This window comes from Mesobacillus sp. QJM3NY_10 (assembly GCF_056173465.1).
Genome location: NZ_CM149675.1, coordinates 1183150 through 1208788, shown reverse-complemented (window position 1 = coordinate 1208788; position 25639 = coordinate 1183150). Strand labels below are relative to the sequence as shown.

The 25639-nt window shown below is 41.9% G+C and carries 27 protein-coding genes and 1 riboswitch; of the genes, 7 read left to right on the top strand and 20 right to left on the bottom strand.

Annotation, left to right across the window (positions count from 1 at the left end):
• Positions 1-2 precede the first annotated feature (2 nt).
• The 7 genes from AC0VX7_RS06090 to AC0VX7_RS06060 form a co-directional block, all read right to left on the bottom strand.
• Positions 3-1799: a TIGR04190 family B12-binding domain/radical SAM domain protein gene (locus tag AC0VX7_RS06090; RefSeq protein WP_475427106.1), complete on the bottom strand. Its 1797-nt coding sequence runs from the start codon at positions 1797-1799 to the stop codon at positions 3-5.
• Positions 1800-2202: 403 nt separating this feature from the next.
• Positions 2203-2556, bottom strand: a complete 354-nt coding sequence (locus AC0VX7_RS06085; protein ID WP_041966379.1) for a hypothetical protein — start codon at positions 2554-2556, stop codon at positions 2203-2205.
• A gap of 116 nt (positions 2557-2672) precedes the next feature.
• Complete coding sequence (locus tag AC0VX7_RS06080; RefSeq protein ID WP_475427105.1) at positions 2673-4148, bottom strand: DUF4153 domain-containing protein; 1476 nt, start codon at positions 4146-4148, stop codon at positions 2673-2675.
• 99 nt (positions 4149-4247) lie between these two features.
• A complete protein-coding gene (locus AC0VX7_RS06075) occupies positions 4248-4889 on the bottom strand; it encodes an HAAS signaling domain-containing protein (RefSeq protein WP_475427104.1) in 642 nt (213 codons plus the stop codon).
• Positions 4870-5217 carry a PadR family transcriptional regulator gene (locus AC0VX7_RS06070; RefSeq protein WP_214903229.1) on the bottom strand — a complete coding sequence of 116 codons (348 nt, stop codon included), beginning with the start codon at positions 5215-5217 and terminating at the stop codon, positions 4870-4872. The genes AC0VX7_RS06075 and AC0VX7_RS06070 overlap by 20 nt, the downstream gene beginning before the upstream one ends.
• A gap of 120 nt (positions 5218-5337) precedes the next feature.
• Positions 5338-5661, bottom strand: coding sequence for a quaternary ammonium compound efflux SMR transporter SugE (sugE, locus tag AC0VX7_RS06065; protein ID WP_215035423.1), 324 nt, complete (start codon positions 5659-5661; stop codon positions 5338-5340).
• A 311-nt stretch (positions 5662-5972) separates the two neighbouring features.
• Positions 5973-6072: riboswitch (guanidine-I (ykkC/yxkD leader) on the bottom strand.
• Between the two features lie 46 nt (positions 6073-6118).
• Positions 6119-8476, bottom strand: coding sequence for a sensor domain-containing protein (locus AC0VX7_RS06060; protein WP_475427103.1), 2358 nt, complete (start codon positions 8474-8476; stop codon positions 6119-6121).
• A gap of 424 nt (positions 8477-8900) precedes the next feature.
• Between AC0VX7_RS06060 and AC0VX7_RS06055 the strand changes: the two genes are divergently transcribed.
• Together AC0VX7_RS06055 and AC0VX7_RS06050 are read left to right on the top strand one after the other, a co-directional pair.
• Complete coding sequence (locus AC0VX7_RS06055; protein ID WP_475427102.1) at positions 8901-9563, top strand: DUF3939 domain-containing protein; 663 nt, start codon at positions 8901-8903, stop codon at positions 9561-9563.
• A gap of 83 nt (positions 9564-9646) precedes the next feature.
• Entirely contained in the window at positions 9647-9937 is a 291-nt protein-coding gene (locus AC0VX7_RS06050) for an ArsR/SmtB family transcription factor (RefSeq protein ID WP_215035514.1), read from the top strand.
• Positions 9938-10000: 63 nt separating this feature from the next.
• On the opposite strand, the gene AC0VX7_RS06045 is transcribed toward AC0VX7_RS06050, so the two are convergent.
• From AC0VX7_RS06045 to AC0VX7_RS06035, 3 genes are all read right to left on the bottom strand, one after another.
• Positions 10001-10924 (bottom strand): cation diffusion facilitator family transporter, encoded by a 924-nt coding sequence (locus tag AC0VX7_RS06045; protein ID WP_475427101.1) that lies wholly within the window; start codon positions 10922-10924, stop codon positions 10001-10003.
• A 167-nt stretch (positions 10925-11091) separates the two neighbouring features.
• A complete protein-coding gene (locus AC0VX7_RS06040; RefSeq protein WP_475427100.1) occupies positions 11092-12501 on the bottom strand; it encodes a SpoVR family protein in 1410 nt (469 codons plus the stop codon).
• Between the two features lie 68 nt (positions 12502-12569).
• Positions 12570-12893: a DUF3889 domain-containing protein gene (locus tag AC0VX7_RS06035; RefSeq protein ID WP_475427099.1), complete on the bottom strand. Its 324-nt coding sequence runs from the start codon at positions 12891-12893 to the stop codon at positions 12570-12572.
• Positions 12894-13082: 189 nt separating this feature from the next.
• On the opposite strand from AC0VX7_RS06035, the gene AC0VX7_RS06030 reads away from it, so the two are divergent.
• The gene (locus AC0VX7_RS06030) at positions 13083-13337 is read left to right on the top strand and encodes a YhdB family protein (protein WP_475427098.1); all 255 of its coding nucleotides are present in this window, start codon (positions 13083-13085) and stop codon (positions 13335-13337) included.
• A gap of 102 nt (positions 13338-13439) precedes the next feature.
• Here the strand turns inward: AC0VX7_RS06030 and AC0VX7_RS06025 are convergent, their stop codons facing one another.
• The 5 genes from AC0VX7_RS06025 to AC0VX7_RS06005 all read right to left on the bottom strand — a co-directional run bounded on the left by AC0VX7_RS06025 (position 13440) and on the right by AC0VX7_RS06005 (position 19772).
• Positions 13440-14099 (bottom strand): response regulator, encoded by a 660-nt coding sequence (locus tag AC0VX7_RS06025; RefSeq protein WP_475427097.1) that lies wholly within the window; start codon positions 14097-14099, stop codon positions 13440-13442.
• A gap of 20 nt (positions 14100-14119) precedes the next feature.
• Positions 14120-15238, bottom strand: coding sequence for a GAF domain-containing sensor histidine kinase (locus tag AC0VX7_RS06020; protein ID WP_475427096.1), 1119 nt, complete (start codon positions 15236-15238; stop codon positions 14120-14122).
• A gap of 146 nt (positions 15239-15384) precedes the next feature.
• Positions 15385-16107, bottom strand: a complete 723-nt coding sequence (locus tag AC0VX7_RS06015) for an SDR family oxidoreductase (RefSeq protein ID WP_475427095.1) — start codon at positions 16105-16107, stop codon at positions 15385-15387.
• Between the two features lie 37 nt (positions 16108-16144).
• Positions 16145-17890 (bottom strand): phospho-sugar mutase, encoded by a 1746-nt coding sequence (locus AC0VX7_RS06010; protein ID WP_475427094.1) that lies wholly within the window; start codon positions 17888-17890, stop codon positions 16145-16147.
• Positions 17891-18233: 343 nt separating this feature from the next.
• Positions 18234-19772, bottom strand: a complete 1539-nt coding sequence (locus tag AC0VX7_RS06005) for a GNAT family N-acetyltransferase (protein ID WP_475427093.1) — start codon at positions 19770-19772, stop codon at positions 18234-18236.
• A 281-nt stretch (positions 19773-20053) separates the two neighbouring features.
• On the opposite strand from AC0VX7_RS06005, the gene AC0VX7_RS06000 reads away from it, so the two are divergent.
• Complete coding sequence (locus AC0VX7_RS06000; RefSeq protein ID WP_475427092.1) at positions 20054-20491, top strand: disulfide oxidoreductase; 438 nt, start codon at positions 20054-20056, stop codon at positions 20489-20491.
• Position 20492: 1 nt separating this feature from the next.
• On the top strand, positions 20493-20963 hold the full coding sequence (locus tag AC0VX7_RS05995) for a thioredoxin family protein (protein ID WP_475427091.1): 471 nt from the start codon (positions 20493-20495) through the stop codon (positions 20961-20963).
• Between the two features lie 68 nt (positions 20964-21031).
• Here AC0VX7_RS05995 and AC0VX7_RS05990 read toward each other — a convergent pair whose 3' ends face one another.
• On the bottom strand, positions 21032-21430 hold the full coding sequence (locus tag AC0VX7_RS05990) for a YhcU family protein (RefSeq protein ID WP_475427090.1): 399 nt from the start codon (positions 21428-21430) through the stop codon (positions 21032-21034).
• A gap of 203 nt (positions 21431-21633) precedes the next feature.
• On the opposite strand from AC0VX7_RS05990, the gene AC0VX7_RS05985 reads away from it, so the two are divergent.
• Positions 21634-22554 carry an RluA family pseudouridine synthase gene (locus tag AC0VX7_RS05985; protein ID WP_475427089.1) on the top strand — a complete coding sequence of 307 codons (921 nt, stop codon included), beginning with the start codon at positions 21634-21636 and terminating at the stop codon, positions 22552-22554.
• An 82-nt stretch (positions 22555-22636) separates the two neighbouring features.
• Here AC0VX7_RS05985 and AC0VX7_RS05980 read toward each other — a convergent pair whose 3' ends face one another.
• On the bottom strand, positions 22637-22891 hold the full coding sequence (locus AC0VX7_RS05980) for a GlsB/YeaQ/YmgE family stress response membrane protein (RefSeq protein WP_031307992.1): 255 nt from the start codon (positions 22889-22891) through the stop codon (positions 22637-22639).
• A gap of 395 nt (positions 22892-23286) precedes the next feature.
• Here AC0VX7_RS05980 and AC0VX7_RS05975 point away from each other — a divergent pair, with 395 nt between their 5' ends.
• On the top strand, positions 23287-23436 hold the full coding sequence (locus AC0VX7_RS05975; RefSeq protein WP_475427088.1) for a hypothetical protein: 150 nt from the start codon (positions 23287-23289) through the stop codon (positions 23434-23436).
• A 355-nt stretch (positions 23437-23791) separates the two neighbouring features.
• Here the strand turns inward: AC0VX7_RS05975 and AC0VX7_RS05970 are convergent, their stop codons facing one another.
• The 3 genes from AC0VX7_RS05970 to AC0VX7_RS05960 form a co-directional block, all read right to left on the bottom strand.
• A complete protein-coding gene (locus AC0VX7_RS05970; RefSeq protein WP_215035516.1) occupies positions 23792-24574 on the bottom strand; it encodes an aldo/keto reductase in 783 nt (260 codons plus the stop codon).
• A gap of 301 nt (positions 24575-24875) precedes the next feature.
• Positions 24876-25259, bottom strand: a complete 384-nt coding sequence (locus AC0VX7_RS05965) for a DUF302 domain-containing protein (protein ID WP_041968108.1) — start codon at positions 25257-25259, stop codon at positions 24876-24878.
• Positions 25260-25427: 168 nt separating this feature from the next.
• The gene (locus AC0VX7_RS05960; RefSeq protein WP_475427087.1) at positions 25428-25610 is read right to left on the bottom strand and encodes an H-type small acid-soluble spore protein; all 183 of its coding nucleotides are present in this window, start codon (positions 25608-25610) and stop codon (positions 25428-25430) included.
• Between the last annotated feature and the right edge of the window lie 29 nt (positions 25611-25639).

Sequence of the window (25639 nt, the reverse complement as noted above, 5' to 3'; positions counted from 1 at the left end):
ATTTACGTCCTGCTTTTAGAGGCTTCTCCAACTCTTTTGTTATAGGCATTCCATTTCTGTTTTGCGTTGATCAAGATGTCCTCTACCAACAGCTCGATTCCGATTGCCGTCAGCGAGAAGACGTTAGCATAATGCTTCTTCACTTCCCATTTCAATTCATGCTTCCCGCAAATACTGTATTTGTTCACTTCTTCCATTTCCTTGCTGAGCAATGCCAGTTGCTGGTTTTTTTCCTGTTCAGGAAGAGCAACGATTTCATCGATTTTTTCTATATATTCAAGTGACTTGGTGATTTTCTCATTCACCTCATCATGTGTCTTATTGTCTACAAGGTCATACTTCAGTTTAAAAGCATTAAGGCTTCTGGCAGATTCATAGGTTGACCTGACAATTTCATCCCTGGTCATATAATCTGTTTCAAAGCTGAGCATGTATTTCCATGATGGCTGGGTGATTGCTTTTCTATGATCTTCAATTGTATGGCAGAATTTCTTATAGCCATATTTTTCAGGATCTTCAAATGCCGGGCTAGCCGGATCCAGGAACGGTGCAAGCGGAGCGACAAAATAGGATAGTCGTTTATCCCCACCGCACGCATTGTGAATCTCCTCACAAAAATCGACATTATCAAGGGCGCTTTGATAATCCTGATGCGGTATGCCAACCATGAAAAATATATCAATCTTCTTGCAGCTATGCTTCAATGCAGATTGCAGCGTTTCAATCACTTTTGCATTCGTGCAGTTGAATTTGCCGTTATAACGGCGAATTTTCTCATCATGTGTTTCCAAGGTCAATTCAACGCTGTATTTCGGTACAACCTTCTCGATTTTCGCAAAAAACTCTTCGTTTGCATACTGGAATAATTCAAATACCAACTCATTCTTAAGATTAATCTTGCTGAGCCTCTCAAAAAATTCATCGACATAATCCTTACCCGCCTGGCGTATATCATGAAGAATGAAAATTGGTGCCCTGCTGAAGCGCTGGATGAAAAGAATGTCTTCAACTAGTTTCGCAGGCGAGCGTTTAGCCAGGACTTTACGGTTGCAGTTATCCTTGTACGATTGTTTCGAGCCACCGCATATCAAGCATCCCTGGGTACAACCCTTTGCCGTGAGGATCGCCGTATTAGGGTATTGAAGCCAGCCGTTGTATGGCAGTGGATCCAGGAAGTTTTTATATTTGAAGACCGACTTGATTGTATATCGATAGCCGGGAATATCAAATTCATCCAGGCTGTCAGGAACATGGCTTAACGGGTTGTATACTGGAGTGTCTCCGTCCTTCCAAGTAAGGTTTGGGATCCCGCCTAGATGATGGGTTCCATTTTTCAAATGGTTGATTAAAAGGAGCATCAATTTTTCGGTTGAATCGCCCCGCATGACAAAGTCAATGAATGGATATTCTATTAGCTCTTTATGGTAATAAGTTGCTGATAAACCGCCAAAAACCATAGGAGTTTCAGGATGAAGGTTTTTCACAATTTTCGCCAGTTCAATACTTCCATGAGCGTGAGGGAGCCAGTGAAGGTCAATACCAAAAGCCCGTGTCTTGATCTTTTTCAATTTCTTTTCGACATCAAAATTTTCATCCATCAGCATTCGATTCGCGATGTTGATGATTTTAACGCGCAAGCCTTGGCGTTCTAAATATTCCGCAATGCTCGTCAGGCCAATAGGATACATTTCGAATACTGGAGAGGATGGAACAACGTCACTGATTGGGCCAGCCAACAGCGCATTTTTTCGGAAATCGTATACACTTGGCGCATGGAGAAGAACTAAATCGTATCTCAAAATACTCACCTCGAAGTAAAATATACTCTATTAATCTGCCTAATAAAGGCAATGTATGATTACACCTTAATGATAACTCCCGGATCCTTCGTCTTAGTCCCGCAAAGTGTAATATTTTGTGAACAACTGAACAAATCCGATTCTAGAGAGCGTCAGACCCTGTTGAATAAAGGGATTGCGAGTTTATGAAAGTTTTGTGGATAGGGATAAGAAAAGCGCAAGCGCCTTGGTCAGCCCCGACAAGCGCTGGAGGGCCGACCAGTGAAGTCGTTCTTTGACTTCATTGGGCGGACCGAAGCGACTCGAGGGGCTAGGCGCTGAAGCTGGACAATTCTCGAAGTGGAAATTTATACTTTCTTATCTCGTAAAAAAAAAGACTGCTAAATAGCAATCTCCCAATAAACTATTTTTCCTGCTGGACCATCAGGATTTCTTCCTCGACTCTGCCCAATTTTAGCAAATGTGAATCAAGCCGTTTGTGGATCGTGCTGAATTCTGTATTGTTTTTTAACTCTGCTTTGCTTAGCAATTCCTTTAACATGTTTTCGATTTTTGCACTCTGCGCTTCTTCCATTCTTTCAAGTGCGTCTTTAATATCTGTAATGTCGATCTGGTTAGATGTTACCCGATGTTCAATACTATCGACTTTCTCAAGACGGTCGAGTCTTTTTTCTATGTGTTCAGTTCTTTTATTCAATGAGTCAATTGAACTCTCGATACCTTTTAAGAGATTAATGATTTCAGATAACCCTTCCATTTTGCATGGCTCCCCTTTATTTGGCTTAAGGTTATTTTATCATCATTAACCACATCGATATGTTACAAAACTGGTAACAAAAAGGTTATTTGTTTGCATTTTTGCCACATTTCATCTTACTTCAGCTCTAGGTCGCTCAACGCTTTTTCAGCGTTTCTTCTGGACATATTTATGGAGTTCCAGCTTTCTTCTGAATACTGCAGATCTTGCTTTCTTTGCAGCAACAAGTCTGAGAGACCTGGGTGGTCCGGATTAATTTCATAAAGCTCCATCAGCCCCTCCACTCCTTCATAGGACAACGAATTCAGATAGTAAATATCTATTTTTCCGGATTCTGAGTAACGCTCCAAATTGCGTTCGACGACAAATCGGTCAAGCTGGATTGTGTTGACCAAAGTATAGAAAATGATTGCGGATATAATGTAGAAGCGTACAAGCGATAGCCGATCCATCCATATCCTTATTAATGAATAGCATAAAATCACCAGCAGGAAAATCATGAATGAATGGGCCAGCACCCTGGCAAAGGTAAATCCGTACGCCTCTTCATACATGAACAGACGTATAAAAGCTGAATATAGCATGACTCCGCTGAAAAAAACGAGTAGTGACAGAAGGCCGCGAATAACCAGCGTCAAAAATTTAGCCGTTTTTTCAACATAGGTAACAATTGTTGAGATGATCAGTAAATTCAGCAAAGTGACAAAAAGCAGTTCAAAGAATCCTCTGCGCGCAAATTCAGCATACGTATATCCTTCTTTCAATGTTTCACTGAAAAAATATTGGAATTGGACAACCACAAATAGCAGGTAAACGACATTCAATAAAGTCAGCACTGTCAGACTGATGACACTATCCCACGCCATCTTTTCATTTTGCGTCTGCAGTTCAGGAGGCAGAGACTGCCTGGTCCTTAGCACCTGCAGTATTCCAAAGATCACCAATGTATAAATGATGATTGCGATTGTACGCAAAACCTCTTCTTCTATTTTCAATCCCAAAAGCCAGCGCGGTATAGTACCTAGGAGGTTTCCAAACTGCTGGTCAGCAGAGACAAGCAGGTTGACGATGACAAACAAGAGCGGCAATGAAATAGCCACACCTATTAACACTTTTCGAATCGTTGCACTCTTTCTTTCTTCAATTCCCCTGACAGCCAATTTTGGAGCATACATAATGAACCTGAACACATATGCAATCGCAGCTCCTACTGTTGTAAAGAGCTTTTGGACAAACGGCCATCTATGCCACTGGTTCTCCATCGGGTAGGTGACAAGTACAAGTTGAATAAGTACCATCACTGGAATCACCAGGATGTTCAGCATATATAAAACCATATTCGAATTCAGGAAAAAACTTGTTGCGAGCAGCCATATTGAAGCAATCAAGAGTAATCCAAGCTTTTTATTCGTAAAGGAGAATGAACGATACCTCCAGAAAAATACTCCATAAAAGCAAGTAATAAAAACAGGATACGACAATCCAATTATGCCATGCAAAAATGACCTTTCCGCCAAAATTCCTAAAGCAAGACAGACCAGGAAAAATATCCAGTCTCCTTTTTTTAGTTTAAATTCCATTTTCTCTTCCATTTTCACTCTCTCCCTCCACCTAGAATAACTAGGTATATATTCAAAAAAACACCCTGCAATTCTATATACATAGAATTTCTATGTACTAGACCAAAAAAATTAGATGGAAGCCTTTTTCCCCCATCTATATCCAATCCAGCAAATCGGATACAATAGCGCCGTAAAAAGAATACAAATAATAATGAATATCGGGCTCAGCAGCGGCTGGAACCAGTCATGCGGTATTAGCTTGAACAAAGTCAGATTCATAAGAATGATGTTCGGCAGTATGGACAGGATAAAAGTCTTTTTCATCAATCTTCTCCCTTTATGGCCAAAGCCTTTGCCTATCTCATATCCAAGCAGTGCCCAAAAGAAGAGATAAAGCAAAATGATCACAGCAGGTATCGAGGTGAGGCTTTTCCACGCCATGTCAATGAAAGGGAAATCGAAAAGATTATGTACCAGAGTCAGGATGGTACCGCCAACGAAGAAAATCAGGTTGGCCAAAATGAAAACCCATTGAGTTTTCATTGGTGTCGTTGATAGTTCTTCACGCCAGCTATCCGCAATTTCTTCTGGAGTCCCCAATCTTGAATAAAGTTCCGAGCTGATATCCGCTTCATCTCTTTGTTTACCGTTAAATTCGCCCAGCATTTCTGTGATATGGCTGTCGTATTCAGCCAAAATCTGCTCTTTGTCTGGATGCTTCCCTAAATGCCTGCCAAGCTCGGTGAGGAAGTCAGTCTTTAACTGGATCATTTTTCGGTCTCCTGATCACTTTGTTCATAACATTGACGAATTGCTGCCACTCTTCTGTCTTCTCTATGAGGACTTCTCTTCCTTCTTCAGTGATCCGATAATATTTCCTGGCCGGGCCTTTTTCCTGCTCCTGCCAGTAAAATTCAATGTATTCCTGCTTTTCAAGTTTATGCAGTGCTGGATACAAGGTTCCTTCTTTTACCTGAAGACTATGGTCACTTCGCTTATCAAGTTCTTTCACAAGCTCGTATCCATACATATCCCGTTCATTCAACAGCTGGAGAAGCACAAGGGATGTGCTACCTTTTAAAAGTTCACGATTAAACATCCTATCACCTACCTAGTATTAAAAGGTATATATCCGCATCATAATATAACTTGGGTAATTTTGCAAATAGAAAATCAAAAGCAGACTGCAATCATTTGCAAGTCTGCTTTTTAAATATGACTAATTGCTTCCGGATGTTGCTTTCAGTCCAATGATGCCGACCAAAATAAAGCCTACGAACATCAGCCTTAAAAGATTGCGCGGCTCTCCAAACAGGACAATCCCGAGAATGACTGCGCCTGCTGCTCCTATTCCTGTCCAGATTGCATATGCGGTACCAATTGGCAAAGTTTTAACTGCCATAGACAAAAAATAAAAGCTTATTGCCATGCCTACCAGCGTAATCAACGAAGGTACAGCTTTGGTGAATCCTTCTGTATACTTCAGGCCTATGGCCCACACGACTTCAAATATACCGGCAATAACTAAATAAAACCAAGCCATAATTCTTAACTCCTTTCATAAGAAAAGCGCAAGCGCCTTGCTCAGCCCCGACAAGTGCTGCCCGCCTCAAAGCGCCACGTCCTGTGGCTGGCGGGTCTAGCACATCGTGTGCCTCAGAGGGCATGACAGTGAAGTCGTTCTTTGACTTCATTGGCAGGACTGAAGCGACTCGAGGGGCTAGGCGCTGGAGCTAGACACTAATCTAAGTGTAAAAGTTTATATTTCTTAAAAAACGAAAAAAGCTCAAGCGCCTTGGTCAGCCTAGACATGAACTGGAGCAGGACTAAAAAAACCCGGGAGATATCATGGATATCTCCCGGGTTTTTGTCCCTCCGTGTACACAGGCATCCCTGTGCGCCCTCTCTCGGACCAGTCCAGCATAAACGCCGCGGAACCCTAGAGGACTTTTTATAAAAGGAATAATAACATAATCTACTTCTTCAGTCAAAAATGCCAATCAGGTCTCCTGGGGCTGCTTGTTCATCATTGTTTCATATTCATTTGATGGCAAAGGAGGCGAGTAGAAATACCCCTGGACTTCTTGACAGCCAAGTGATTTCAACAGGTCAATCTGCGATGCCGTTTCAACACCCTCGGCAATGACCTTTAACTTCAGGTTCGTTGCCATTGAGACAATCGTTGATATGATTTCGCGGTTTTCCTGGGAGTGTGAAATGAAGCTTTGGTCAATTTTCAACCGATCGACTGATAGTTTACTTAAATAGCTCAAAGAACTGTATCCCGTTCCAAAGTCATCAATGCTGACTTCAATTCCAATTTCCCTTAATGCCTGGAGCTGTGAGTTGATACTGTCTTCCTTCTTGATCATGATGCTCTCAGTCACTTCGATTTCAATCAACTCACCATAAAGATCATACTCCTTAAGAGTATGCTGCATGAACTTTACGAAATCCTCCTGGTAGAAATGGATAATCGAGATATTGATTGAAGTACGAGGAACCTCGAACCCCCGATCTTTCCATGTGACAAGCTGACTGAACACCTGCCTGATGATTAATCTCTCGAGGGGTACGATTAAGTTCGCCTCCTCGGCAATCGGGATGAATACACCAGGAGGAATCATTCCATGGCGAGGATGCTTCCATCTAGCCAATGCTTCAGCCCCTGTTATTTCATTAGTTGTTGCATTGTATTTAGGCTGGTAGAAGACGGTGAGAGATTTACTATTTATAGCGTTCCGCAAATCATTCTCAAGCTCAAACTTATTCACGTTCTGATCCACCATACTCTGGTCAAAAAACTGATAGTGGTTTGCACCGTTTTCTTTTGCCTTATACATCGCCATGTCAGCGTATTTCAGCAATAATTCAAGGTTATTTGTATCTTCAGGATACTTCGAGATTCCAATACTTGCCGTGATCAGGAATTCCATGCCCTCCGCAAAAAGCGGTGACTGGAATTCTCGTACAATCTCATTGGCAATCTTGTCTGGCTGATTTCCTTCAGTAACAAGAATCGCGAATTCATCACCGCCAATTCTTGCCACAAGACATTCCTCTGGCACAACTTCTGAAAGCTTCTTGCCGATTTGCATCAAGATTTTATCACCAAACGAATGCCCGAAGGTATCATTGATTCTTTTAAACCGGTCAAAATCAAGATAAATTAACGAAAATGCTTCATCCTTTATAAATTGTGAAGCCATTACTTTCTCTAAGTTCCGTCTATTAGGCAAATTAGTAAGTTCATCATGATATGCCAGATACTCAATCATCTTGTCTGCTTTTTGCTGTTCTGTTATGTCCCTGACTATCCCAAAGACACCAACTGTTTTATTTTTGACAATAATCCTGACTGCTGTGATCCTCACGTCCGCATAAGTCGAATCAGCCCTTTTAAGGGTGGTTTCAATCAATTTCGTCTCGCCGCTAAGGACTTTCATGAAATATTTCCTGATTTTCTTTTCTTCCTCGCTACCGCCAATCAGATCAATGAAATGCAGTCCAGCTAATTCATTAGGCATGTAACCTGTCAGTTCAACTGCCTCTTTATTGACACTTAAAATATATCCTTGCAAATCGACCCTGAACACAGAATCAGGGTTATGGCTGAACAAGGATAAATGGGATTGGACATTCTTCATGATGAGCTTTTCGCCAAACAGGTCAGGAACGAGCATGAATAATAAGTTTGCGGCGGCCATATAAATGAACGGTGCCAGGAAAGAATGCACGCCGCTTCCATCCGTAATCTCCATCATTGAAGTCAAGACGATATATGGAATGCCTCCCATTGCCATGCCCCCAAGGACACTTCCCGTATATTTATAATTTTTGACAAACTCATAAATATCCTCATTTGTAATCTGCATTAAAAATCTGATCAGCGTGAAGGATGTAACCAATATCATCAAAAATACCATCACCGATAATATTGGCTGAATCTCGATTGCTTCCCTGAAGATTATATAAAATGCAGTATACTCTGCCATCATGATACTAGCTGCGATTAATAGGCTGGTGAATATATACTGCGATGTGTTCGCAATGTCCCTTTGTGCCAGGCTCAAAGCCGCATAGGACCCAACTCCGCAGATACCAAAGAATAACAGAAAAAATAAATAAAAATTGCTCGTCGAAAATGGGACGCCTGCGGAAATAATAACAAACAGATGGGTCAGCATAAATGTAAGAGCCAAAAGAAGTGAATAAAGGACCATTTTACGTTTTTTTCTATCAATAGCCTTTTTGATTTGCCTGCTGAATTCAACCGCCATTATTGACGAAATGATTAAAAAAACGACAGTCAGAGCTATATTATTAAAGTCGAATATGTACATATGGGGAATATTCATCCTGCCCCTCGTTTCTGTCTGGTTTATTTGATTTCAGACTAGCGGTCTATGTATGACAATTTCCGGGAATAAAACTGAAGCTTTCTAAATATTATACAATATTCAACATTAATTGAACTGTTTTGAGTATCATTTTCACAATTTTCAAAACGATCCATTACCAATCTAACGGTAAATTTTATATAATATAAGGAGAAGCAATTCATTTATTTTCTCTAAACCCTCCCCGGTTCCTGCTTCAATCACCATGGTAAACCATTTTCAAAATATCACAAAAGCACAGACTCTTTCTTTTATATCGGCAAAACCACAGATTTTTTAACCCAAATCCGCTTATAAGGCTTTACAAATATATAACGCCACATATGTTATTGGATTATTGTGAAATAAGGGTACTTCCTGCCCTAGAAAGGAGGGGAATAGTATGGATAAGGATAAGGAGAATGACAGAAGAAATATCAAAAATACTTTTCCGCGAAAACCCTGCTTAAGAGTCGCAGCTGCAGCAGTCTGGCCAATTATCGGTTATCTGATTGACCTCGTGTTTGATTTAATCCCATATGTAACTGTTTTAGGTTCCGTTGGAGGCTTTGCCCTATATTTTCTTTTCACTCACAGGACGACAGAAATACCAAACCATACACCAAAGGTTTGGCCAATCATTGAGACCAGTGTTGAAGAGATAAAAAAAGCAGTACGTATTTATTCGGAACAGCTTCCAAAAGGCGTCTACCGCACAATTCTCGTTAAGGAAGATAACAGCATTGATGTTGAGCAACTTGCCCCAATCCTTAAAGGCCTTCCATCCCGAAATTTTTACATGTCAAAGGAAACATATGATATTTTCGATGAAGACGAGAAAGATCTCGCACTAACGATAGATAAAGTCCAGAAAGCAGTAGACCTCTATGTTAGGGAGAATAAGGAATATCCAATGCTGCCTTATGATCCATTAAACAGGGTGAACTATTATCAGCTTTTGAAGGCCCATTGCCTGGACACCCAACCAGAGATTGAGCTTTATATCACCAATTACGATGGTCTCGTTACCCATAAAAAACCAAAGAAGAACAGCACAGGAAATTGAATAACTGTGTAAAAGAAAAGATACAGTTATAATAGGAGCAGGAGGCGATTAACTTGGAAGAAAAGAAAAATAATTCTCCTGTAATGGAGCTTGATGAGGAAACTTTATTCATCGTTTCACAGACTTTCAAGGCACTTTCAGACCCGACACGGCTCAGGATCCTCCATCTTTTGTTCCAGGGGGAACATTCGGTCAATGAAATAGCTGAAAAACTTTCATTACTGCAATCAACCGTTTCACACCAATTGCGTTTTCTAAAAAACCTCAGGCTCGTCAAATTCAGGAGAGAGGGTACATCTCTATTTTATACGCATGACGACGAACACGTCATTGACCTGTTAAAGCAAAGCATAGAACATGCCAGCCATCATTGATGAGATTGTCCATCAATATTGGCTGGCATGTTTTTTTACACAATAATCCGACACACGCAATAATCAATTGCAAGGTCCGTGCGCACATGGGCACCCATGCTCTTCCCCTTCTACCTGAAGGGTACTATGATCAATTCCAAAGCGGTCGTGCAAAAGCCTTTGTGCTTTGTGGAGTACGCGATCATGTGCTCCTTCCCCTTCGACGGCAATATGCCCACTAAGCATTAAGACACCTGAAGTGATCGACCAAACGTGAACATCGTGTACATCTTTTACTTCTGGAATCTTCATTATTTCATCCTTCACTTCATTCAATTCAATCTCCTGAGGTGTGCCTTCCATCAACACATGGAAGCTCTCCTTTGTCACTCGCCAGCCGCTGATGATGATGAGAATCGCAACCGCAACGCTTGCAATGGGATCCGCAAGTCCCCAGCCAAAAAAGTAGATCAGCAATGCTGCTGTAATTGCGCCAACCGAGCCAAGCATATCTCCCAGCACATGAAGGAATGCGCTTCTTACATTCAAGTTCTCATCTTTGTCTCCACTCATCAGGATCCAAGCGGCGATGATATTGACAATTAACCCGATAACCGAAATCGTCAGCATTCCCATGCTTTGTACTTCTGGGGGATCTGTAAAACGTTGGTACGCTTCAACAAATATATAAATCGAAATGATGATTAATGTAAGACCGTTTAAAGCAGCTGCAATGATTTCAAATCGTTTGAAGCCAAACGTCTTTGATTGTGTTGCTTTTCTTTCACCAAGCTTCATTGCGAACAAACTTAGCCCAAGCGCAGCCGCATCACTCAGCATATGGCCCGCATCTGATAGCAGTGCAAGGCTGTTTGTGATTACCCCGCCAATCACCTCTACAACCATGAAAGTGGCGATCAGGAGAAAAGCCCAGAATAATGCCTTTTTGTTGTTTGTATGACTATGGCTATGACCGTGGCCATGGCCGTGTGAATGATTATGCCCCATACGTTTCCCTCCTTTTCTTATATATGAATATATGCTCATATATATAATTATGTCTCATTTGCGAAATTGGTTCAATAAAAAGCTTGTCCATTATTTAAATACCTTTTAATTATAGTTTTTACACAAAAAAAATTAAAACCGCTGGAGACCAGCGGCTTGTTCTTACCTTATAAATACTTGCGATGGATACCCTTCCCATCATAGGTGTAGAGCATTGTCCTGTTCTCTACCATCGTCTCGATATGGCATTTCCGTCCCCAAAGCTGATGAATATACGGAAGTACTTTTTCCAAATATTTAATGTCCAGCTCGATGCCTTCGAAGCCGTGAGTTATATACAACTCCCCATTTTTCAAGTAATCGCCGTCCGTCACGGTCAAATATGGGAATCCGCCATTGACTCTCATGCTGACAAGCTGGTCGCGGACTTGTTCCCACGCTTTATCAACGACTTTGTATTCTCGTCCCTGCTTTTGGAAAAGATACATATCTTCACGCATGACCAGATCCTTCGTCAAGTAATTGCGTAAAAATGAAATATCTGATTCGATTTCACGGACTTCAAACATTTTTTCCCGGCCTGATCCTGGTTTTACTCCACGACGTTTCATTTCCTCAGTCGGGTTATTATAACGGTCTTCGATATCTTCAAAAATTTTGATTCCTAAATAATATGGATTGATTCCCGTTTTGGATGGCTGAACGACCCCGGCATTCAATTTTGCAAACTCGATTGATTCACCGCTCGTCAGGTCCATTTCCCGGAGAATCCGTTGGTGCCAATAAGAGGCCCAGCCTTCATTCATGATTTTTGTTTCAAGCTGCGGCCAAAAATAGAGCATTTCCTCCCGCATCATTGTCAGGATATCCCTCTGCCAATCATCCAGCTCGCGGCTAAAACTTTCAATGAACAACAGTAGATCTTTCTCAGGGCGCGGCGGGAATTTCTTCTTCTTTACCTTCTCTGTTGATTCGGACTTTGTTGACTCAAGGGCCCAAAGATCATCATATGGAGTTGCTATTGACGTTGGTTCATCATCGAAATCATCGTCGGCTGACCATGCGAGCTTCGGCCTCATCAACGATGGATCGATATGCTCTTCAATGGCTAGCACCGCATCTAAGAAAGACTCCACTGCTTGTTTTCCATGCTCGATTTCATATTTGCGGATTCTCTCTGCCGTTGCTGACATGCTTTCGACCATATCCCGCTTCGTATTTTGGAATCGAACATTGTTTTTGAAGAAATCACAGTGTGCCAAAACATGGGCAACAATCAATTTGTTCTGGATCAACGCGTTTGAATCCAGCAAGAAGGCGTAGCATGGATTTGAATTGATGACAAGTTCATAAATTTTTGAAAGCCCTAAGTCATAATGCAGCTTCATTTTATGAAATTGTTTCCCAAAGCTCCAATGCGAAAATCTCGTTGGCATTCCATAGGCACCAAATGTATAGATGATTTCTGCAGGACATATTTCATACCTCATCGGATAAAAGTCCAGCCCAAACCCTTTAGCGATTTCGGTAATTTCAGAAATGGCATATTCCAGTGACTTTTGATCTTCCGACACCATCTCTCCCCCTTTCACCTCTTACAACAATGTATGAGAAAAAAAGGAGAAAGATGAACAGGTTAGAAACTTTACTGCTGTAGTTGTTCGGTAACAGAAAGGCTCAATAACCTGTCACTTTTCACATCATGGGCGACTTGCACAGTGATAATAACCGTTTTTCTATTGTCACTGACCTTGTATTGAAATGAGTCAAGTACCTGGCGATCGTCTTTCTGCTTCCTGCCCATATACTTATAATTCCGGACCGTCTCATCGGGAAATTCTTCATTGATTACGGCAGTAGCTATCTTCCCATACTTTTCGTAATCAGGCCTTTGAGCATTAATATCCCCTCTTTGGATTCCCATTAACAAAATCAAAAATACAGTTATAGCGAAAAAATACTTTTTCATCATACACTCCTTTAAACTGCTCAGCTTTATAATCAACTTCGGTATGTAGTCATTCTTAGTTCATTTGAATGCCCAATTATACAGGTAAAACTTGAAAACCCCAGTAAACAAGGTCGTCCAACATTTTCTGAGGAAGATACGGCGTCAACTCCATATAATATTATCAACTCCTCATAAGGAGGATTGGATATGAATAAAACGGAATATGATCGTGCTTTATATTACACGCACCGATCTCAATGGGATAACCTGCTCATCCTTATGGTCAGGACAGAGGACCAGTTCCTGGCTAAAAAGATTGAACATTTTCTCCACGCTTACAACTTTGAAAAAGATTATGCTGTCATTGAAAAACGCCTGTATTCCCTGCTCAGATATATCGACCACGCAAATGAAGCCGCCGGCGATGACTACCTGGAAACCGCTGTAACCGGCTCGATTTAACAAGAGAATTCCACCAAAAAAATAACACGGCTACCTGTATTAAGGTGCCGTGTTTGTTATTTTTTATGCTGATTCCTATTGTTAATTAATGGTTTATCTTTCTCAAGCGGAGGGCGGTTCCTGGTCTACGAGGCGATTCCGGACAGCATATAACGCTGCCTGAGTCCGGTCTGCCAATTCCAATTTTGCCAGGATATTGGAAACATGCGTTTTGACTGTTTTTTCCGTAATAAACAATGAAGCTGCAATCTCTTTATTGCTTTTGCCGCTGGCGATTTCTTTCAGCACCTCCAGCTCCCGCCTTGTAAGCTCATTAAGAAGATTCCTTTCATGGCGATTTTTGCCTGATAGATGCTTTAAAACAAGTGATGTTGCTTTTGGATGCAGCTGATTTTCACCATCCATGATCCTGAATATTGCTTTTACCAGTTCATCTGGCTGGATATCTTTAAGCTGATAGCCAGATGCACCTGCCTCGATGGCTGGGATCACATGTTCCTGGTCTGCAAAGCTGGTCAGCATCATGATATTAATCTCTGGGTTCTCTGCCTTGATAATCTTCGTTGCCTCAATCCCGTTCATAACAGGCATGATTAAATCCATTAAAATAATGTCCGGGTTCAATGCCCTCGCAAGCTCAACAGCTTCCTTTCCATTCCCTGCTTCGCCGACAATCTCTATTTGTTCCTGTGTCCTAAGGAAAAAAACCAACCCTCTTCTTACGACATGGTGGTCATCCGCAATCAGAATTTTAATTGTCATCCCCCCATTCCCCCCTTTTATCATATCGGGATCTTTACAATAATCATTGTTCCTTCACCAGGTTTACTGAGTATTTCAAGCTTGCCCCCAAGCGAGTAAGCCCTCATTTGCATGCTTTTCAGACCTAGTGATGGAAGTTCCTTTTCCGGATTAAAATTAAAGCCTGCACCATCATCCTGAATCTGCATTTCTACCTGACCACTGGCCGAATCGAGTGTTAAGTGAACTCTTTCGGCCTGGGAATGTTTTTTGCAATTGGCCAGCGCTTCCTGCCCGATTCTCCAAAGCGCTTCTTCCACTTTCCCTGGAAGACTTGAAACACCAACTACCTTTGTTTCAAGTGGCAAATCCAGCATCTCTGCATAACCCGCAAGCGCGCAGATGATCCCGTTCTCGAGACCACGGGGGCGCAATTGCCAGATAAGTGCTCTCATCTCTCCTTGAGCTTCCTGCGCCAGATCCTGTATATACAAAAAAGTATCTTTCAGTTCCGGAGTATCCGCCATTTCTGTGCCGGCCCTTGCCGTTAAACTCAGTGAAAAAAGGAGCTGGTTCACTGAATCATGCAAATCCCTGGCCAGTCGGTTCCGCTCAGCTGCCAACGCTAGTTCCTGCTCCTGCTGGGAAAGCCTTATCCTTTTTATCGCCGTTCCGATCTGGAATGCGACTGCTTCGAGCAAAGCGAGTTCATCTTTTTTGAAGTGGGTTTTATTTGGTGTTCCTACATTCATGACACCGAACTTTTCATTTCCCGCTCTTAACGGAACAGTCGCATGGTGAGTCAAACCGTTCGTTTCGCCACTTTTATTATTTATTGCATCCTCAAGTCTTTTACATTCGAAGATATTCGTCGCTTTATTTAATCTTCCATCATTATAGCGGTCGACACACCAACAGCCTCCCTCACACATTGGAGCGAAATTGTCCATGGATAATGCAGGAGGCAACTCAACCATTGCAGCCAGCTGGTAGTCGCCCTGCGCGTCAATCAGAAAGATCCAGCCTGTCTCAAGTCCTGTTATTCGCAGCAGCCTTCTCAATACCTCGGCCAGAACAGTATTAAGCTCTGTGCCCTCGTTCAATAGTTCAGCGATTTCCTTCAAAATGCCGACATCTGAATTCGCTTTATCCCCAGCCATCCAACCCCCCCATTTTCCTATATTATATCTCTAATCGGAAAATTCCGCTTTTGAAAAAAGTCTGAATTTCCTCTCGTTCAAAAGTCGTAGTTATCAACTTTTTATACAAAAAAATCCGAAGAGGGAATTCCTCTTCGGACTCTGCATTAAGCAATCGGGTAATTCTGGACAAGCGGATGGATGACGATTTCATCAATCAGCATATGTTTTGGAGCGGATGCCATATAGACAACAGCGTTCGCGATGTCTTCCACCTTAAGCCAGTCATGTTTCTCTGGCAGACCTTGTTCTGAGTCAGCGAAATAAGTATCGACCATTCCTGGATTAATGGTACCAACACGGATTCCATATTCCCTGACTTCCTGCGCAAGTGCCCCACTGAAGCCTTGGACAGCGTACTTCGAAGCTGTATAAGCACTTCCGTTTGGTATCGTGTATCGGCCAACATCAGAGGAGATCGTAATAATCGTGCCTGATTTACGCTCCTTCATATGAGGCAGTACGGCTTTCGCACCAAGGAATACACCCTGGACATTTACTTCAAATAGCTTTTTCCATTCTTCAACGGTTACTTCCTCGGCCAGTTTGAAAAAGCCAATACCCGCATTATTGACAAGTACATCAACCTGACCGAATGCTTCAACCGTTTTTTCAACGAGGTTTTTCACCTGCTGCTCATCGCTGACATCAGTCTGGACCGCAATGACATCAGAAATACCTTTCTGCTTCAATTCTTCCGCAGTGTTGTTGATTTCTTCAGAGCTTCCTGCAACCGCAAGTTTCATTCCCTGTTCAGCTAATTTAACTGCGATTTCTTTGCCGATTCCTCTTGATGCACCTGTGACGATTGCGACTTGTTCTTTTAACAATGTAATTACTTCCTTTCAGCTGTTTCTCTCAGTTGTTTTACAGGTTCTTTGCAGCTTCCATTTTCTTTTCAACTACCTCCATGAAATCCTGTTCGATTTTTTGGAGTTTCTGCTTGCTTTCTGCGAGGCTCTTGTCGTTCACACCAAAATAAAACTTAATCTTTGGCTCAGTACCAGATGGGCGAAGGCAAACCCATGTGCCATCCTCAAGATAGTATTTGATGACGTTTGAAGAAGGAAGCTGGATTTTTTCTTCTTCGTTGTTTTCATTCACTCTTACACTTGTTAAATAATCTTCCACTGCCGTTACTTTCAATTCACCAAGTTGCTTAAGCGGCTCCTGGCGGAAGACTCCAAGTGTCTTCTGGATTAATTCCGCACCCTCTTTTCCTTTTAGCGTCAGGGAACGAAGTCCTTCCTGGTAGTAACCATACTCCTCAAATACACTTAGAAGCGCTTCGTACAAAGACATGCCCTTCTTTTTGTAATATGCGCAAACCTCGACAGCTAGCATTGCCGCCTGGACTGCATCTTTATCCCGGGCAAAGTCGCCGATTAAGTATCCATAGCTTTCTTCATAGCCAAACAGGAATTTATACTCTCCTGAGTCTTCATATTGTTTAATTTTTTCAGCTATGAACTTGAAGCCAGTCAGGACATCGATTGTATCGACTCCGAAAGAGGAAGCGATTTTGCGGCCAAGTTCGGATGTAACGATTGTTTTGAACACGGCTCCATTGGCTGGTAAAGTTTCTTTCTCCTGCTTTTGCGTCAGGATATAATGCAGCAGCAGTGCACCCGTCTGGTTTCCTGTCAGGACGACATACTCCCCGTCTGGATCTTTCACAGCGATACCAAGACGGTCAGCGTCAGGATCTGTGGCAATCAGCACATCCGCATCGATTTTCTTCCCTTCACGAATTGCCAGTTCAAATGCGGCATGCTCTTCTGGATTCGGGCTTTTTACTGTCGAAAATTCAGGATCCGGAAGTTCCTGTTCCTTTACTACCAAGACATTTTGGTATTTAAGGTTGGTAAGGATATTCCGTACAGGCATATTGGCAGTGCCATGCAGCGGTGTGAATACCACTTTTACATCGGCTTCATCTGCCAGCGTCGGATTTTCGGAAATCGTCATCAGTTTCTCAAGATAAGCGCGGTCCACTTCAGGTCCAATCATCTTGATCAAACCTTTTTCCTTCAACACTTGCTCGTCCATTACCTCGATGGATAGTTCATTTTCAATTTCATTAACCTTGTCGATCACTTCATCAGCGCTACCTGGAGGCAGTTGGCCGCCGTCTGGTCCATATACTTTATAGCCATTATATTCAGGCGGATTATGGCTGGCGGTTATGACGATTCCCGCATAAGCGTGCAGGTGACGTACCGCGAATGACAGCTCCGGAGTAGGCCGCAGTTCTTCAAAAACATATGTCTGGATTCCGCGCGTCGCTAATGTTTTTGCAGCCTCCATTGCGAATTCAGGTGATTTATGGCGTGAATCATAAGCGATGGCCACACCACGCTGCTTCGCTTCATTCCCTTGTTCTTCTATGTATGCTGCCAGGCCGGTTGATGCCTTGCGGACAGTGTATAAGTTCATCCTGTTGGTACCAGCACCAATTTCTCCGCGCATACCACCAGTACCGAATTCCAGGTTTTTATAAAAAACTTCCTCTAAATGCTTCTCGTTTTCTTTAAATGAGTCAAGCTCAGTTTTAAGCTCCGGATCCAATCCGGCAAAACCAAGCCATTTCTCAGCTTTCTTTTTCCAATCCATCAAATGACCTCCCGTAAATAAGATTTGAAACTTACAGCTAATTATAAAACAAGATAGAGTCGGATTGATAACTTTTATGCTAACTTGTCAATTTGTTTTCATATCATTTCAGTGATTTTGTGAATATACGTCCTTATTGGTGACCTCTTTTTCCGGTTTCTGGGATTTTAGGGCGCCAATACGCCTTTATTGGTGGCCTCTTTTTCCGGTTGATGGGATTTCCAGAGTTCAAATTGGAAGTCGAAATGATGATCGAGTTACGCCCTAAGCCAATTCCATTCCCACTGAAAAACACCTGGGGAATCCAGCTCTTTTTCCCCAGGTGCTGCAACTTATCCTACTTCTACTTCTTATACTGTATCCGATAAATATCGTGCCTGCGGTCTTTCAGTTGGCGGACTGTGCCGTCCTGACGCTGGCGGCGGAGGATTTCAAGGTCAACATCGCCGATCATGACCATTTCGATATTCGGGTTCGTTTCACCGACAATCCCATCCCTTGCGAATTCGAAATCAGAAGGCGCGAAGATTCCGGACTGGGCATATTGGATATCCATGTTTTCTGTTTGCGGCAGGTTGCCGACGGTACCAGAAATGACAGTGTATACCTGGTTTTCGACAGCTCTTGCCTGAGCGCAGTAACGTACCCGCAGGTAACCCTGGCGATCCTCGGTACAAAACGGCGTGAAAATGATTTTGGCTCCCATATCAGTGGCAATCCTCGCAAGCTCAGGGAATTCGATGTCATAACAAATTTGAATGGCGATTTTGCCACAGTCTGTATCGAACACCTTCAACTCATCACCGCGGCTGATTCCCCACCATCTGCGCTCATTTGGCGTGATATGAAGCTTATATTGCTTATCAATCGTTCCATCACGGCGGAACAAGTAAGAGATATTGTATATTTCGTCATCTTCTTCTTTTACCAAGTGCGAACCGCCAATGATGTTGACATTATAACGGACGGCCAGATCGGTAAAAAGCTCGATGTATTGCTCTGTATATTCAGTCACCCTGCGGACAGCGAGCGAAGGTGATTTCTCATCCATGAAGGACATAAGCTGTGTCGTGAAGATTTCCGGGAATACCGCAAAATCTGAGCCAGCATCCGCAGCAACATCCGTAAAGTATTCAACCTGGTGTGCCAGATCTTCAAATGACTTGATTTTTCTCATCATATACTGGACAACACAAATCCGGACTGGGTTGCTGGTTTTATAGAATCTCTTCGATTTTGGCTGGTAGTCAACATTATTCCATTCCATCAATGTCGCGTACTTATTCGACTGGAGATCGTCCGGGAGGTAGTTCGGGTTGATCCTCATCAGTGTAAAGTCATTCCTTAGCTGGAACGAGAGTACCGGGTCATAGATTTTATGCGATGCGACTTGCCGTACATATTCACGAGGTGACATTTCTTCCGCGTGCAGATGGTAATTCGGAATCCTGCCGCCGATGATGATACTTTTCAAGTTCATCTGCCTTGCGAGATCCTTCCTTGCTTCGTACAAACGGTAGCCAACCTTCATCCTCCTGAATTCAGGATGAGTCATGACTTCAATTCCATACAAGTTATAGCCTTCTGGATTATGGTTCGAGATATAGCCTTCATCTGTAACATCATCCCAGCTATGGCGATCATCGTATTCATCAAAGTTTATTATCAGACTTGAGCAGGAACCAACTACTTTCCCATCATACTCTGCGACAAATTGGCCTTCTGGAAAGATTTCAAGGTGGCTCTCAAGCTGATCGCGCTTCCATGGCTCCATCCCAGGAAAGCAGCTGTTCTGCATTTTGATAATCTCATCAATATCCTCTTGCTTCGTGTTGCGGATGGTCATTCTTTTTTCAAATTTGGACAAATCCAATTCGCTCATATAATCCTGCATCCTTTCTCTCATAAAAAACGCTATATTAACATTTTACTTACTATTTATGTAAAAAAACAAACAATCCTAAAAATCATCATCATATTCCTATACCCTAAATTCATCGGTTATAACTCTTTATTTTAGCCTCCCCCTTTATATTGGGAAAAATTATTTCACATAATGTTAATTGAATTATTTTATTACATTCCTTAAGATGTAATGAGAGATAGTTGTTTCTTTTATAAAGAATGTTTAAATAGAGATTACATAGCTTAGGGGAGATTAGCTTGAAAGAGACGAAAAAAGATTCAAGGGAGTCGTATTTATTTGCGGCTTGGGCTACATCGATCATCGCCATGTTCGGCAGTCTGTATTTCTCGGAAATCCGCCAGTATGAACCTTGCCTGCTGTGCTGGTATCAGCGAATCCTGATGTATCCTTTTGCCTTGTTACTGGGGATTGCCGTTGTCAAAAAAGATTATAAGATTTCCTTTTATACGATGATTATGGCAGCTGTCGGCGGATTGATATCACTGTATCATTATTCATTGCAAAAGGTGCCATTCATGGCTGACAATGCTGATACTTGCGGGAGAGTGCCTTGTACAGGCCAATATATCAACTGGCTTGGTTTTATCTCCATCCCATTCCTGGCTTTAACTGCTTTTATCATTATTTTTTCACTAAGCATGTTGATTTGGAAGAAATCTAAGGAGGAAGCGTAAATTGAAAAAGGTTATTGTTTTTTTATTAATTATCATTGGATTATTCGCAGCATTATTTTTTCTAAATAAAGCGCAAAATGAGGAAAAAGCTGAAGGAAACCCTTACGGAAAGAATACGCTTCATCCTGAAACCGTCAAACAACTGGATGATCCGAACTATCAAAATATTATCCTTCCTGAGGAACTGGAGAAGAAAATTGAAAACGGCGAGGATGTTACCGTGTATTTCCACAGTCCAACATGCCCTCACTGCGTTCGCACCACTCCTATTGTTGCACCTCTGGCAGAGGATATGGGAGTAGATCTCGAACAATATAACTTGCTCGAGTTTGAACAAGGCTGGAATGATTATGGAATCGAATCGACTCCAACAATTGTACAATACAAGGATGGAAAAGAAGTCAACAGGATCGTTGGCTACCAGGAAGAACCGACATTCGAAAATTGGTTCAATGAGAATACCTTAAAATAACGACAAAACGCCTGCGATTCGCAGGCGTTTTCATTTTTAGATTTGTTTTTAATAATGTTTCTCCGCTCTTAAAGTAACAGTCTATTGGCGGCTTTCGTATAGGTACTGATATAATCTAGATGGACATGCTTGGAGTCAGAAAACTGACTGTAATTAAATGGGAAACAGATTCCATAGTCTGTCAATGTCTGGACATTTTTACGGAACATCCACTGATATTTTTCAGGAATATGGCCAGACTCCAAAATAGAGATCAATGTCTGCATGCTTGTAATTACCTGGAAAGCATCTCCAAGTGTACTGAATCTCTCGAACTGCTCGGGCCTTGTATGTAATACTTCAAGCCTTTCAAATTCATGAATGTCTTCATCTGAAAAGTACAATGGAAAAATATCAGTATAAAAATACCTTGCCAATTCAACTACTTTCTCTTCTTGTCCGGGAGTAGACGCAAAAACAATTTTCAATGATCGACCCACCTTTTTTAACACTTTGTAATCTATTCGTAATATATATACCTAGAATAACATATCCATTCCAATTTTCTGGGTGGTAATTATGACCATGCATGCGGTAAAAGTTGACAGATTCCTACTGAATGAAAACGAGTTTATATAATACTTTTTCATAGAGCAAAATCAAATCTAACTTACCAAGTCAGGAGACAAATATGATACATACTAACAAAAAAGGCGAATGGTTTGAACTGGTCATTCCCGCTGAATGGGAACAGCACACTCTTGAAACACTTTTCAAGGATTTTTGGAAAGCTCCAAAAAAATTGGTCCATCATTTAAGGATGGAAAAGAACGTCCTGATTAACGGAAATATTCCTGATTGGACACATCCACTCAAAAAGAACGATCGCTTAAGTATGAAGCTTTTTACTGAAGAAGAGGTTACCGTCATCCCTGAATACTTGAATGTTGATATCATCTATGAGGATGACCACCTGATTGTATTCAATAAGCCTGCCGGAATGGATACTCATCCAAACGAGAGCGGCCAGGGTGGCACTCTGGCGAACGGAGCTGCTTTCCATATGCAGTCAAATGGAGAGATTACCCGTCCCCGTCATATACACAGGCTCGACCGGGAGACAACGGGTGCAGTGCTATTTGCCAAACATCCGCTTATCACAGCTATTCTCGATAAAATGCTTGAGGAACGTACCATTAAAAGAACATATCTGGCGTTGGCTGACGGGATCATCAGACAGAAAAAAGGAACCATCAATAAACCAATCGGCCGTGACCGTCATCATCCAACAAGAAGAAGAGTTTCGGAAACAGGCCAGCAGGCCATCACCCACTTTAAAGTATTAGATCAAATGAAACAGAAAGACCTGACCCTTGTCCAATGTATACTGGATACTGGCAGGACCCATCAAATCCGGGTGCATTTTGGCGCTATTTGGCATCCACTGGCTGGAGACAGCCTCTACGGAGGAAGCGATACATTTCACAGGCAAGCGCTGCATGCGGTAAAAATGGAATTCACCCACCCGTTTACACAGGAAAAAATAATATGCCACGCACCTTTTATCGACCAATCACCGATATTTATTAATATTGATCCGTATGAAATCTGAATTTTTTTCAGCCTATACTTAAGGTTAAGCACAAAAATTTCCACAAAAAAAATCCTTCCGAAGACGGAAGGATTTTTTTCTATTAGTCAGCTTTACGCATACTCTTCATAACAAGGCTGACGATGAATACCAATGCAATGGCACCGATCAATGCCGGAACAATCGCAAAGTCAGCAACTACAGGTCCCCAGTCTCCTAAGATTGCCTGACCAATCCAGGCACCTACGAAACCAGCGATGATGTTACCGATAACACCGCCAGGGATGTCTCTGCCCAAGATCAATCCTGCTAACCACCCAATAATACCACCAATAATTAATGCCCAAAGAAAACTCATCATAATGTTATTCCTCCTTAAAATTAGATGTATTTTACAAGTAGTAATAGTGCTAAGGGGTTTTACACCCTTTAAAGAGTTCAAACTGCAGTGATGTAAAATTAGCCTTTGCTGATTTTCATTGCTTCCCGGGAGCTAAACAGCTTGCTCTAACCTTATATTACCTCAATTTCCATGGTGTTAAACCAATGGGTTCTGCAGTCTAACAAGCAGTATTCTAAGATGTTGAATCTTGTTGTTTTCTGCTTGTACACCTACATTACCACCCACAGATTATTTTAAAACCTTCGGGATGATATTTTAGCCTTTAACAGTTATCACGCAGTGTTCTCTTTCTTTTAATGTATCCATTTCGCAAAATAAAAAACGGACTGATTGAAATTCAGTCCGTCATTGTGAAAATAATTCTTTTTAAAAGCTTCTTTAATCGAATGCTGTTGTACCCAATGGAAGGCGAGGAGCTGGAGAAGAATCGTGATTTACTGGTACGGGAGTTTGAGGAGATTACGGTGCCAGAGCACGGGAAGTTCGTGGATGGAGAATAAATGATGAGGGAAGCACTCGAAAAAGTGCTGCGGGCATCTTGTTTTACAGAGGAATCTACTACATCTGTGATCTACTTGCTAAAACCAGAGGAAAATAATCTAAATGAGATGGCCGATTCTTCTTTATTGGCGAAAAACGAAATTTATCGACCACTTTTTGAATTATATTGGCGGATTTTTGATTTTATCGACCACATTTTGTATTATTTCGACCACTTTTCGCATTATTTCGACCACATCCGAATTTTTTTAAATAAAAAAAGCGAAGCGGAGCAGTGTCCGTTTCGCTTTTTGTAGTTAGTTGGTTCTGGTCCCATAAATTTCATCATCTGCCCAGCGTTCGGCGAGCTCTGCTTTAAAAATCAATATGGTCAGGATCTGCCCCAAAACGCTGGTCCTTGTTAAGTCCATTTATCTCTTCCAGCTCTTTTTGATTCAGCTGAAAATCAAATATTTCTGCGTTTTCTTTTAACCTTGACGGTGTGACTGATTTAGGAATTGGGATAATTTTATTTTCCAGGTGCCATCTTAAAATGATCTGCGCAGGGGTCTTGCCGTGCTGTGCAGCAATCTTCCCGAGCACAGGTTCCTCAAGGAATCTACCTCGTGATAATGGTGACCATGCTTCTACTTTGATGTCATTTTGCTGACAGAAGTCCCTCAGTTCAACCTGAGACAACAACGGATGAAGCTCTACCTGGTTGATAACCGGTTTTTCAGCAGCATGGCTCAGAAGGTCTTTCAAATGGTGTATTTTAAAATTGCTGACACCGATCGCCTTCACCCTGCCTTCGCGATACAATTCTTCAAGAGCGCGCCACGTTTCTAAGTATTTTCCTTTTACAGGCCAATGGACGAGATATAGATCCAAATAATCCAGCCCTAATCTCTCCATGCTGTCATCGAAGGCCTTCAAAGTATTTTCATATCCCTGCTCCGAATTCCAGACCTTCGTTGTGATAAACAACTCTTCCCTTGGGATTCCGCTGTTTCGGATGGCCTGACCAACACCTTCTTCATTCTGGTAAAAAGAAGCTGTATCTATGAGCCGGTAGCCAAGGTCAAGCGCAGTATGAATCGTTTTTTCGAGTTGTTCACCTTCCTCGACTTTATAGACACCGAGGCCAAAAGCCGGCATTTTCACTCCGTTATGTAATTCAATCGTCTCAAAAATGCTCACCGTGAATTCCCCTCCTTTTTAATCCATTCTATTCCTCTATAAACTCGAATACAAATCAAAACGGCTGCCAATCTGACAGCCGCCAAATCTATATAAACGGCTCATCGGCCGAAATTTTTCGTTTTGATTAATCTTTAAGTTCCCGGCAAAAATTTGTCCTAAACAGCCGGACAATACATTTTTTTCAAATGGGCTTATCTTTATTTATTAAACGCAAAAAAAGCCCGGGACAAAATCCCGGACTTCATGTTGTTGCAAGTTATTTAATATTGTCAATTGCACCGATCAGCCTTTTTTCGATGTCTGCCGCGATTGCCTGCAGGTCATCATTTTCCACAAATTTAATCAGTTCTGTTGGCTTTGGAAGGCCCACCTTAGTTGTACCATTATCTTTATACACTACAATTTTGCAAGGGAGAAAATAGCTCACGATAGGATTCTTTTCAAGTACCCTCTTTGCTTCATGCGGATTGCACACTTCAAGGATAATATAGTCACCGTCAAGTTCCACACCTTTACCAGCTAATGTTTCCTTCATATTCAGAGACCAAAGGACACCGAATTTCTCATCCTTCAAGCTTGCCTCGAGTGCAGATACTGCTTCATTCATTGACTTGTCCACTTCAATCGTATGATGGAACATGTTCATCTCTCCTTTCGATTTTAAAAAATACCTCTCTTTCATAGTAGATAAACCACTATAGGTATTATAAATATTGTGCCATAGGAAAAAACCGCCGTACACTATTTTGCATTCCGGCGGTAAGTTCGTTCGTATAAGGAGGTTCCTCCACCTTATTTTGGTTACTGCTTAAGATCTTTCCTGCAGATCGGAAATCTCGACATTTGTCCTTTCTTCCAGAGGCCCGCGCAGATGGACAGTGGCAGTGCGTCCATCTTCATTTAAATGGTCAATCCAGACGGATGCACCGTTATAAGTGACATCTATTTCTGCAGATGATGACAATATTTGTTTTACACGATTCAAATCCATAATCTTACCTCCGCATTCGATTTTCTCCA